Here is an 11,989-nt window from a genome sequence, read left to right as displayed (position 1 = left end):
TAATTGTACATTTTTATTTTGTCACTTTTGTACATTTTTATATTGACATTTACACTAAAATTAAAAACATAAAAAAATAAATTGTAGATTTTACTGGGAAATTGAAGGGAAAGAGGTATATGTAGTATTGTTTTAGAGAAAAGAAGGATAGTGTATAATATTTTGTGTAAACAGAAGAGTCAAGAGACGTTGAAAAAAAGATGATAAAAAGAAAAGAGTACGGAATTTTCCATACTCTTTAATGTTTTTATACACTAATTAACTTAATTATTTAGCAAGTTTACGTCTTACAGCAAGACCTACTAAAGCGATTAATCCTAATCCAGCAACTGTAGTGCTAGTTGAGTTTAATCCAGTGTTTGGTAATGAAGCTGAAGCTTCTTTAACTTCTTCTTTAACTTCAGGAGCTTTTTCTTGTCCGAAGTTGTTTGTGTTTCCAGGAAGTGTAACGTTTCCTAATCCACCGTCTAAGTTTTTAAGATCAAATTCTGGTAATACATCTTGAACTGGAGCAGTTGCTGGTACTTCCCATGCTGGATCAAGTAGGTTAACGATTCTTTCCATTTCTGCAGTAGCTTCATCTAATTTAGCTCTAGCTTCACCATATTTAGCTTCTAAAATTTCTCTTAGGTCTGCTGGAAGATTTTCTGAATTAAGAGCTTCTAAGTAATTTTGTACTTCTTTTTCTAATTCAGCAACTTTAGTAAGGTGAAGTTCACCAAGAGTTACATTGTACTCATCAGTTAAGAAATCAATATTAGCTTTTATTTTTTCTAAAGTTTCTTTGTCTTTTTTGCTAGCTTCATCGAATGCAGTAGCTTTTTCTTCAAGTTTTGCTTCTAATTCAGCAACTTTTTCGTCTAAAGCGTTGATTATAGCAGCTTTTTCTTCATTAGCTTTAGCTTTTTCTAATTCAGCTTTAGCTTTTTCTAATTCAGTTGTTAAAGCATTAATTTCTTTAGTTTTAGCTTCTGCATCAGCTACAATTTTAGCAGCTTTTTTAGTTAATTTGTTGATTTGGTTAGTTAAAGAATCAGCATATTCTTGTTTGTCTTCAGAAGAGGCACCGTTTTCAGCTTTTTCTTCAGCTTCTTTAGCGTCTTTTTCTTCAGCTTTTTCGATTTTTAGTAAATCTTCTTCACTAATACCACCGTTTAAATCTTTAACATCAGTGATTTCTCCATTTTCATCACGAACTACCTCTGCACCAGGAGCAGGTTTAGCATCTTTAACTACCTGAGGTTTTTTTTCAGGAGTAGTTTCTTCGCTGTCAGTTTTTGAAGCTTCAGCTAAATCAGTTAAAACTTCTTCAGGTGAAATTTCATTGTTATCGATAGCAGCTAGTAAATCTTCTTTCCCAATAGCTTCTTTAGCTTCTTTTAAAGCAGCATCTTTATCTGTGATTTTATCATTTTCATTTATAGCTTTTTCAGCATCAGTTTCTAAAGAAGTGAAGTATTCAGCTACATCTTCTTTAGTTACTGAACCTGCAGCAGCAGTATTTGGTTGTGCTTCTGCTGCATTAGCTACTGCAGCTCCAGTTGTTGCAACTCCGAATCCTACAAGAACAGATGCAACACCAACTTTTACTTTACGTAATGAGTATTTTTTTGTTGTCATAATATTATCTCTCCTTTATCAATAAATTTAATTTTATATAAAATATGACCATAACCATATTCCTAATTATTTATAAAACTATAACAAATAAGAAATATAGATATAATTAGTGTATTGGCAATTGTTATTATACTATATAGAAATAGATAATACAAGGGCGTTATTAAGAAATTTAACATATATATAGGTGTGTAAACTAATTGTAACAAAAGTTTTATCAAATATTCTTTTGAAAAACGAATGATTTATTTAGTCTTTTTTCAGAAAAATCCTGAATTAACAATGTTTATCGTGTTTACATAAAATATAAAAACAACAAAAATAATAATTATATGGAAAGATTTTATACAATATTATGTTAATGTTACATTTTTATTACAAGTGATAATATTATTGATATATTAACTTCTGTAATTAAAGAAAATAGGAATAATTCAATAATTAGATTTTTTTAAGCACATTTTTAAATTATTCCTATATTATTTATATTATATTAATAAACTAAGTTTAGCTAAATAGAGATAGGTCTACTTATATTTTTAATGTATGAATTTCTATACTATGAGTTATTATTAATAGTTTTTTTCTAGTTTTCTAAATTCATCTCTTGTGTGTTGTGGTAGTGAGCGTCCGTAGTCCATCATCAGAACAATATCTTTAAAGGCGGCTTTAGGAATAGCTAAACGTTCGATATCTTTTACACTAACATCGAGATTTATATCCTCTTGGTGATTCGTTTTTAATTTCTCTACGAAATCTGGTTCTGCGACAAAAGGTGATGATAAACCAATCATATCTGCGTATAAAATCGCTTCTTCACATTTCTCGATAGTGTTTATACCACCTGATGCTATTAGTGGAAGTCTTCCGTTTAAGTGTTCATAGACTACTTCATTAACTAGTCGACCGTGATGAGGACCTTCTGCACGTACTGTATTTAGATAAATGTTTTGTCCCCAACTTGCGATTGCCATGTATGATAGAGGTACTCTTTCTAATAACCAGTCTGTAAGTTGGTTGAATTCTTCAACTGTGTAACCTACTTCTTCTCCGCGTGTTTCTTCGGGTGTAGCACGATAACCGAAGATGAAGTCTTTTGGAGCTTCTTTTTTTATAACCTCATATACTTCTTCGAAAACTTCAAGAATAAAACGAGAGCGATTTTCTAATGAGCCTACGCCGTATTCATCATGACGTTCATTAGAGAAAGTAGAGAAGAATGTTTGTAAAAGAAGGCGTTGGGCACTAGATATTTCTATACCGTCAAAACCGGCAGCAATAGCTCGACTTGCAGCACGTTTGTAATCTTCTTTAATTTTTTTGATGTCTTCTATTGAAAGTGGGTGAACAATATGTTCGACAGGAGAGTTAAGTTCCATATAGCTAGGGCCTACAGCGCGTTTATTAGTGGTAACGTAGTGATTAGCAAAGCGTCCAGCGTGAGTTAGTTGAAGGATAGCTTTTGCTCCACCAGAGCTCATAGCTTCTGCCATTTTCTTTAAACCAGGAATACACGCATCATCATGTACGCTAAAACCATATTCAAAAAGCTGACCTTCTAAATTGATATATGCAGCTCCTGTAATTTGAAGAGGTGCTGTGTTTTTTCTGCGTTTTGCATAAAGTAGATCTTCTTCTGTGATAAACCCATCTTTGGTAGATGAATTCGTAGTCATAGGAGATAGGACAAAACGATTTTCAAGTTCGATACCGTTAGCTAATTTTACAGGTGTTAATAATTTAGATTCCATAAAAAAATACCTCATTTAGTAGTTTGCTAACACACATTAAAATAAAAGATTTTATGTAATGAAATTTACATATAGTATAGAAGAAACTAGAAAAACACTGTTAAAAAATAAAAATTAAGTGTTAATCATAAAGATAATTAGGGTAATTTCAACTATATTGGTTTCAAAGTAGTGGTGCTAGGAGTGTATACTTTTGCTGAAAGTGTAATAATATAAATTTATAATTTCAGAAAAGGTTTTCTCATAATTTATTATAGCAGATTATTAGTTGGATAAAAAGGTATGATATGAAAAGAACAAGAAAAAGTAGTTAGAACTTTTGGGTCAGCTTCTTCTAGTTTGTATGTGGTTATTAATCTATATAATAAAAAAAGCCGATTGAACTAGCACTTCAATTGGCTTTTGTGGTGAAATTTGAGTAACCTTTCTCATTTACTTAACTACATTCTAATACACTTTTTTTATTGTTGTCAATTTTTTTAAGTTTCAAAAGAGAGTTTTTTGATTAATATTAGTCTTATAATTATATGTGTTTACGTAATGTTAAAAATATAAATTTTATTTTAAAGTCACGCAAAATTTCTTTTCTTTACTATTTTCAGGTGTTATAATAAAAGTAGGCTACTTGCCCGGAAGGGAGGTGGTGAGATGGAGATAGTCATCTATCAGATTCTTGTGAATCTATTATCTGGAATAATACTCCTTTTAATAGAATACTATTTGCTAAAAGATAGTCACAGGAAAAAGTAGCCTTTTTAGCCCACAACGCATACATTTCACTTTGTGTGTGAGTATTATCTGAATAATATAAAAAAGCCAATTGAAATAGCAGTTCAATTGGCTTTTGTGGTGAAATTTGATAGTCATCTCTCATTCACTTACCTACATTCTAACACACTTCTTTTATTATTGTCAATTTTTTAAAGTTTTAAATGAGCGTTTTTTTGTTAATAATGTTATTATAATTACAAATGTTTACATAATATTAAAAATATAAATTTTATTTTAAAGTTACACAAGATTTCTTTTCTTTACTATTTTCTAGTGTTATAATAAAAGTAGGCTACTTGCCCGGAAGGGAGGTGGTGAGATGGAGGGTAATTTTTCTCAAATACTTGTGAATCTATTATCTGGAGTTATACTTCTTTTAATAGAATACTATTTGCTAAAAGATAGTCACAGGAAGTAGCCTTTTTTAGCCCACAACGCATACAGTTCACTTTGTATGTGATTATTATCTAAATAATATAAAAAGCCAATTGAAAAACCCCTTCAATTGGCTTTTGTGGTGAAACTTGAGTAACCTTTCTCATTCACTTACCTACATTCTAACACACTTCTTTTATTATTGTCAATTTTTTAATAACTTCAAGCACTGTATTTTTTTATAAGAATTCAAAGTAGAGGTACTTGAAATATGTACTTTTACTGAAAATGTGATATAATAAACTCGTGATTTCAGAAAAGGTTTTCTCCTAGGTAAGTATATTTAGTTATATGCTTAATAAAAGATGAAAATTACTAGGAGAATGGGTAATTCTAATTAATTTTTTAAGTAATATTAGAAATCAACTATAATAAGAGGATAATAAATGAAACTTAGTATTTTAGATTATGCTATTGTAGATGAAGGAAAGAGTTCGATAGAGGCTATTGAGGAGAGTGTAGAATTAGCTCGTTTGGCTGAAAGATTGGGGTATAGTCGTTTTTGGATGGCTGAACATCACCAAGTGCCGGCTCTTGCAAGCAGCAGCCCAGAGTTATTAATGTTACATCTTCTTCAAAATACGGAAAAAATACAAATAGGATCTGGTGGAATAATGATTCCTCACTATTCACCGTATAAAATTAGCGAATGGATTAAGCTTTTGAGTGCCTTATATCCTAATAGAGTTAATCTAGGGATTGGGAATAATCCGGGAACGAGAGTAGTTCAAAAACTGATGAATACTACACCTATAACAAGGGAAGAATATAACAAAAGTTGCAAAGAATTGGTCGACATTCTTACAGGGACTGGCACATTTGTGCAACCACCTGAAGCGAAGGTGAGCCAGATATGGTTGCTATCAACTAGTGAGAAAAGTGCGAATTTAGCAGCGGAACTCGGTCAAAACTATGTCTATGGTCTATTCTTTAATCAGGCTGTAGATTATATAGAAACAGCTAAAAGATGTTTACAGACTTATCGTACTAAGATGCTTGAGCAAGATAAAAAACCACAAGACGTACTTGCAGTATTTATAGCGATTGGAGAAGATGAACAAGAGACGAAAGATTTGGTACGCTCGTTAGATGTTTGGCTTCTTGGTAAAAAAGAATTTACGGAATTTGATAGATTCCCTAGTATTTCTACAGCGAAGGAGTACGAGATTGCGGAGAGCGATATAGAAAAAGTAGAAAAAAATAGAACAAGATTAGTATGGGGTACGAAGGATGTAGTAGTAGAAAAGCTACGAAAACTAGCTACAGAATTGGAATTAGAAGAACTTATGTGCATACCTTTAGTACCTACTATTGAAAAAAGAAAGAGTATTATTGAGATTTTAGCTAAAGAGCTAATGACAAAAGAGGAGAAAAAATAATGACTTGGAAGGCTATAGAGTTAGAAGAAAACAATGCCGAAAAATTGGCTCAGTTGATAGATGAGGCTGAAGCTATAGTTATAGGAATAGGAGCTGGAATGTCAGCTGCGGATGGTTTTACATATATCGGAGAGAGATTTACAAGTAACTTTAAAGATTTTGTGGAAAAGTATAAATTTTTAGACATGTTACAGGCGAGTTTGTTTGATTTTCCGAGTTCGCAGGAATATTGGGCTTTTCAAAGTCGTTTTGTGTTGTTAAATTACTTCGATCAGCCAATTGGGGCGAGTTATAAGGCGTTGAAAAATATATTACAAGATAAGAGCTATCATATTATTACGACAAATGCTGATAATGCCTTTGATGTAGCAGAGTACGATATGGATAAGGTCTTTCACATTCAAGGGAAATATGGTCTTATGCAGTGTAGCAAACATTGTCACGCAAAAACTTACCAAGATGAAGCTTTAATGCGTAGGCTTGCTGTGGAACAGGAAAATATGGAAGTAGACTATAGAGCTATCCCGTTATGTCCAGAGTGTGGGGCACCTTTAGAGGTGAATAAAAGAAATGCTGAAAAAGGTATGGTAGAAGATCCGATTTTCTTCGAACATCTTGATAAGTACAATGAATTTTTAGAAAATAATCGTGATAAGAAGACGTTGTTTATAGAAATCGGAGTAGGATTCACAACGCCTCAGTTTATAAAATATCCATTTTATAGAGAACTTGATAAGAATCCAAAGGCGTTGATGATTACTATGAATCAGAAAAAATACCAATTCCCAGAAAGAATAGCTTCGAGGGTGCTGTGGTTTAATCAAAATAGTAAAGAGTTAACACTAGATGTCGAAGAGTTGTTGAAAAAATAGTGTGGATTAGAAATTCTACTAGAGAAATCTAAACATAGTACAATGCACATAAACTTCGTGCGATATAATTTAAATTAGATAAATAAAATACATTAACAAAAATAAAAAATAAAGGAGAATAAATTATGTATTTAATAGAACCAATTAGAAACGGAAAATATTTACCAGATGGAGCGCTAGTAATGGCGATGCAAGTTTACGTACTTAACAATATCGATATCGATGAGACTGTAATCTTCCCATATTACTGTGAGCCAAAAGTGGAAATCGGATTATTCCAAAATGCTGAAACAGAAGTAAACCATGAGTACATGAAAGAAAAAGATATTATCTTAGTTCGTCGTGATACTGGTGGTGGAGCTGTTTATGTTGATAATGGAGCAGTTAACGTATGTTTCTTAATGCCTGGTGATACTGATGTATATGGAAACTACAAAAAATTCTACCAACCAGCAGTTGATGTTCTTCACAGCCTAGGTGCTACAGAAGTTGAACAAAAAGGGCGTAATGACCTTACTGCTCGTGGTAAAAAAGTAAGTGGAGCTGCGATGACATTAGTTCGTGGTAAAATCTACGGAGGATATTCATTACTTCTTGATGTAAACTATGAAGCGATGGTTAATGCTTTAACACCAAACCGTAAAAAAATTGAATCAAAAGGTATTGAATCAGTAAGGGCACGTGTAATGGGTATGCGTGAACTATTAAAACCTGAATACCAAAACGTAACAATCGATGAGTTCAAAGATTTAGTTATCTGTGGATTGATGGGGATTGAAGATATTAAAGATGCGAAGAGATATGAGCTTACTGATGAAGATTGGGCAGCTATCGAGAAACTTGCAGATGAAAAATATCGTAACTGGGATTGGAACTACGGAAAATCACCACGTTATAACTACAACCGTGATGCTCACCTTGCAATCGGAACAGTTGATTTTAGCTTAGAAGTTGAAGAAGGACGTATAACAAAAGCGAAAATCTACGGAGATTTCTTCGGAAAAGGTAACGTACGTGACGTAGAAGAAAAACTTATCGGAGTAAGAGTTAAAGAAGAAGATTTACTTGAAGCCCTAGGAAGTATTGATCTATCATTCTACTTCGGTAATGTAGAAGCGAAAGAATTAGTAGACTTAATCTTAAGCTAGTTTTACAAACTATGTAAAAGAGGTGTGAGTTTATGGAAAAATTATTAACTCCCATAAAACTAGCAAACGGTGTGCAGTTAGAAAATAGATTCGTACTATCACCGATGACGACTAATTCTTCTACAAAAGATGGAATTATCACACAAGAGGACTTGGATTATGCATTAAGACGTGCTAAGTCAGCGCCGCTACAGGTAACGGGTGCGGCTTATGTCGATGTTGATGGGCAGTTGTTCGAGTTTGGTTTCGGTGCACATGATGATAGTTGTATTCAAGGGCTTACTAAGATGGCTGAGGCGATGCAAGATGCTGGAGCAAAAGCTATTTTACAACTGACTTATTCAGGTGCGGGTGCTAATTACTACGGCGTGAACCATAAAGTCTATGGTCCTAGTAAACTGAAGTTACATCTTCCATTTGAACACGAAGTAGAAGAACTCTCTCATGAGATGATAGCGGAAATTGTACAAAAATACAAAGATGCGACAAGAAGAGCTATACGTGCAGGATTTGCGGGTGTGGAAATATCGACAGCGCAAAAACTTATGTTGCAGACGTTTTTCTCTACGGTATCGAATAAACGCCATGATGAATATGGTGTAGACTCATTGGAAAATAGAGCTAGATTTATTCTTGAAGTGTTTGAAGCGGTGTATGAAGTTATAAAAAATGAAGCACCTGAAGATTTTATTCTAGGATATAGAGCGACACCAGAAGAAACACGTGGAGCGATAATAGGATATACTGTGGAAGAGTTCAATCAACTTACAGATTGGATTTTGGAAAAAGTTCCATTATCTTATATTGCGATAGCGAGCTGGGGGCAAAATATTTATCTGAATAAAGTTCGTGCGGAAGGATCTAACGAGGGACGTTTGATTAACGAAGTAGTTCATGAACATCTAGCGGGACGTGTTCCATTAATGGCGACTGGCGGAATTAATAATATAGAAAAAAGTCGTGAGGCGATTATGCATGCGGAGATGGTAGGTTTATCTAGTGTTTTTGTTGCTGAGCCAGACTTTGTGACTAAATTCCAAGAAAACCGCGAGGAAGATATAACGTTAAGTGTTGGAGTAGACGATATTGAACGTTTAGCAATTCCAAAGGCTGCGTTTAAAGATATCGTGCTGATGATGGATTATGGAAAGAGTCTACCAGAAAGCACGAGAGATGAATTTAGGAAACTCGAAGAAAATTACTAAGTTGTTTAGCGTTGTTCGGTAGAGGTTAAAAAGTAGTAATTTTTAAGATATAATAGGAAAGTTACTAAGGCGATGTAGCAGCTACGGTTATCTATGGTTTGACCTAGGTAATGGTAGCTGTTAATGCCATAGTGTTTAATAAACAAGGAGTGTGTATGTATTTAATAGAGCCGGTAAGAAATGGAGAATATATTTATGATGGGGCGGTAGCCTTAGCGATACAGGTTCATGTGCTTAATAAGTTGAACTTTGATGAGGATATAATATTTCCTTACTGTTGTAAACCGAAGGTGCAAATTGGTCTTTTTCAAAATGCTGAAAAAGAGATTAATCATGATTACATGAAAGCTAATGATATTACGTTAGTTAGACGGGATACTGGGGGAGGTACTGTATTTTTAGATGAGGGAGCTGTGAACATCTGTCTAATCATGAGTGGAGATAATAATATCTACGGTAATTTTAAGAAATTCTATGAACCTGCGGTAAATATTCTAAAAGATCTTGGTGTGGATAAGGTTGAACAAACAGGTCGTAATGATCTTGTTGTTGATGGTAAGAAGGTAAGTGGAGCTGCGATGACTCTTGTTAATGGCAAGATTTACGGAGGTTATACATTGCTTTTAGATGTAAATTATGAAGCTATGGTAAATGTCCTTACACCTAATCGTAAGAAAATAGAGTCAAAAGGTATAGATTCGGTGAGGAGCAGGGTCACTAGTCTTAGAGAATATTTAAATGAGGAATATAGAAATTTATCTGTAGTAGATTTCAAAGATTTATACCTTTGTCGTTTGTTTGATTGTGAGAGAATAGAAGATATAAAACGTTATGAACTAACAGAAGCTGATTGGTGTGAAATTGATCATTTACTTCGTGAAAAATATCAAAACTGGGATTGGAATTACGGGAAATCTCCACGTTATAACTATAATAGAGATGCACGACTAAGTATAGGGACTGTTGAGTTTAATCTGGAAGTAGAAGCGGGACGTATAACGAAAGCTAAGATTTACGGTGACTTTTTCGGTAAAGGTAATGTCAGTGATATTGAGGAAAGGTTAATCGGAGTAAGGGTGAGAGAAGAAGATTTACTAGAAGTATTAGAAAGCATAGACTTAGCTCACTATTTTGGAAAAGTAGAAGCTAGAGAACTTGTTGAGTTGATATTGAGTTAAGAAGAATTCAAGGGGAGGAAAAGTAGTTTTCTTAATGTTTTGGAAAGTAAACTATTGATAAATCATTTTTGGGAGGCTTGATTTTAAAAAGCTTATATAAAAACTTATAGACGCAATGATTTACTGATATTTAAATTCACTTTGTGAAAGTTTTTCACACATATATTATGCTACTTAAACGCAACCGACTCTCAACTTCAGTTGCATTTTTGTAACTTATGTTATACAATATTGGTTTAGCGCAAAAAAAAACATTGATAAATTAATATTTTGATGCTAGAATTAATTTAAAAAATATAGAAAGAAGGATGTAAAATGAAAAAATTAGCAAAAGCTTTATGGATTGAAAAAAGTGAAGGTGTATATATTATCGGACCAACTGCAGAACTTCAAGATGATGTTGGTACTGTAGGATTTGTAGAATTTTCAAGAAAAGATAAATTAGAAAAAGATGATGTTATCTTACGTTTAGAAGCATCAAAAACTGTATTAGATATCAACACACCATTAGCAGGTGATGTAGTAGAATACAACAAAAAAGCTGAAGAAGAGCCAACAGTTCTTAACTCAGCAGATCCAAAAGAATCATGGATTGTTAAATTAACAAACGTTGATGAAGCGGAATTCAACAAATTTGTAGAATATAAATAATAATATTAGTTATGTACTAGATTCGGAGCTAGGGAAGTCCTAGCTCCGAATTTTTTTCTGTTATAGAAGAGGTAATGTATAGAATATCTTCATATATTGAATTATTTAATTAATTAGATTGATGAAAGAGATTGAGATTTAATAATAAATAAAGATTAGTTAACCGTTGATAAAACAGTTTTTTTTTTTTTTTGAGGACACTTTGTAGAAATAATATATTAAAATATTTGAAAATAGATAAGAAAAATGATAAAATATATCGTTAGAGATGTTAAGTTTAAAAAAATATTGTTAAGTGGGAATTATAGAAGACGGTATAAATTTAGGAGAATAAAGATGATAAATAAACAACACAAGATTAACATTAACCAGAGAGATAATAGGTTTAGTATTAGGAAATTTAATGTTGGAGTTGCTAGTATAGCTGTATCTTCTGTGGCGATAGCAGGGATGATGTTTCTTGGAAACACTAATCTAGCTTATGCAGAAGAGGGAGATTCAGGTTTTAATAGAACGGGAACTGGAAACTCAACGGTAGCAGATACTCAAGAATTTGTAATGGTAACTCATGAGAAACCAGGTGGAGTAGTAGAAGATGTTGCTATTTTAAAATCAAAATTTTCAGAAAATCTTGAACAATTAAAGAAAGAGTATCCAGGATTTACTGCAACAAGCCTACAATCTATTGGAAATAATAAATATAAAATTACATATGTACCTGTTACTGCAACAAATCAACCAAGTTCAACAACAGAATCTGTAACTAATACAGGAGATACTGGTACTTCAAATGGTACATCAGCAACTACTAATCAAACACAACCAACAACTGAAAATAAAGTTAGTTTACAAGGCCATTTAGTAGGAAATCAAACAGAATATAATGTAGGAGAGCAAATTATCTCAACATTTAGATTAGATGTGTCAGCTCCTTCAAAATTAGAAGAAGGTTCTTATATTTTAGTGAATTTACCTGAGA

General features: G+C 32.8%; 9 protein-coding genes. 7 read left to right on the top strand and 2 right to left on the bottom strand.

Translation table 11 applies throughout. The features are described from left to right. Window positions 1–267: 267 nt before the first annotated feature. Window positions 268–1,620, bottom strand: a complete 1,353-nt coding sequence (locus tag RWL85_RS07795) for a YSIRK-type signal peptide-containing protein (RefSeq protein ID WP_314086791.1) — start codon at window positions 1,618–1,620, stop codon at window positions 268–270. A 572-nt stretch (window positions 1,621–2,192) separates the two neighbouring features. Beyond that, a complete protein-coding gene (locus RWL85_RS07790; protein ID WP_314086788.1) occupies window positions 2,193–3,371 on the bottom strand; it encodes an NADH-dependent flavin oxidoreductase in 1,179 nt (392 codons plus the stop codon). Window positions 3,372–4,963: 1,592 nt separating this feature from the next. Here RWL85_RS07790 and RWL85_RS07785 point away from each other — a divergent pair. The 7 genes from RWL85_RS07785 to RWL85_RS07755 all read left to right on the top strand — a co-directional run. Then, on the top strand, window positions 4,964–5,956 hold the full coding sequence (locus RWL85_RS07785) for an MsnO8 family LLM class oxidoreductase (protein ID WP_314086785.1): 993 nt from the start codon (window positions 4,964–4,966) through the stop codon (window positions 5,954–5,956). Continuing rightward, window positions 5,956–6,828 carry an NAD-dependent deacetylase gene (locus RWL85_RS07780; protein WP_314086782.1) on the top strand — a complete coding sequence of 291 codons (873 nt, stop codon included), beginning with the start codon at window positions 5,956–5,958 and terminating at the stop codon, window positions 6,826–6,828. Before RWL85_RS07785 ends, RWL85_RS07780 begins: the two co-directional genes overlap by 1 nt. Before the next feature lie 125 nt (window positions 6,829–6,953). Further along, window positions 6,954–7,976 (top strand): lipoate--protein ligase, encoded by a 1,023-nt coding sequence (locus tag RWL85_RS07775; RefSeq protein WP_314086779.1) that lies wholly within the window; start codon window positions 6,954–6,956, stop codon window positions 7,974–7,976. Window positions 7,977–8,008: 32 nt separating this feature from the next. Continuing rightward, window positions 8,009–9,181, top strand: coding sequence for an NADH-dependent flavin oxidoreductase (locus tag RWL85_RS07770; protein ID WP_314086776.1), 1,173 nt, complete (start codon window positions 8,009–8,011; stop codon window positions 9,179–9,181). A gap of 155 nt (window positions 9,182–9,336) precedes the next feature. Next, window positions 9,337–10,359 carry a lipoate--protein ligase gene (locus tag RWL85_RS07765; RefSeq protein ID WP_314086794.1) on the top strand — a complete coding sequence of 341 codons (1,023 nt, stop codon included), beginning with the start codon at window positions 9,337–9,339 and terminating at the stop codon, window positions 10,357–10,359. A gap of 315 nt (window positions 10,360–10,674) precedes the next feature. Continuing rightward, on the top strand, window positions 10,675–11,010 hold the full coding sequence (locus RWL85_RS07760) for a glycine cleavage system protein H (protein ID WP_314086774.1): 336 nt from the start codon (window positions 10,675–10,677) through the stop codon (window positions 11,008–11,010). Between the two features lie 336 nt (window positions 11,011–11,346). Then, window positions 11,347–11,989: YSIRK-type signal peptide-containing protein (locus RWL85_RS07755; RefSeq protein ID WP_314086770.1), on the top strand; the 643-nt coding region annotated here is incomplete at its 3' end.

This window comes from uncultured Gemella sp. (assembly GCF_963515875.1).
Lineage (GTDB): Bacteria > Bacillota > Bacilli > Staphylococcales > Gemellaceae > Gemella.
Note: the sequence above shows the minus strand (reverse complement) of the source record. Positions and strands in the feature narration are given on the sequence as shown.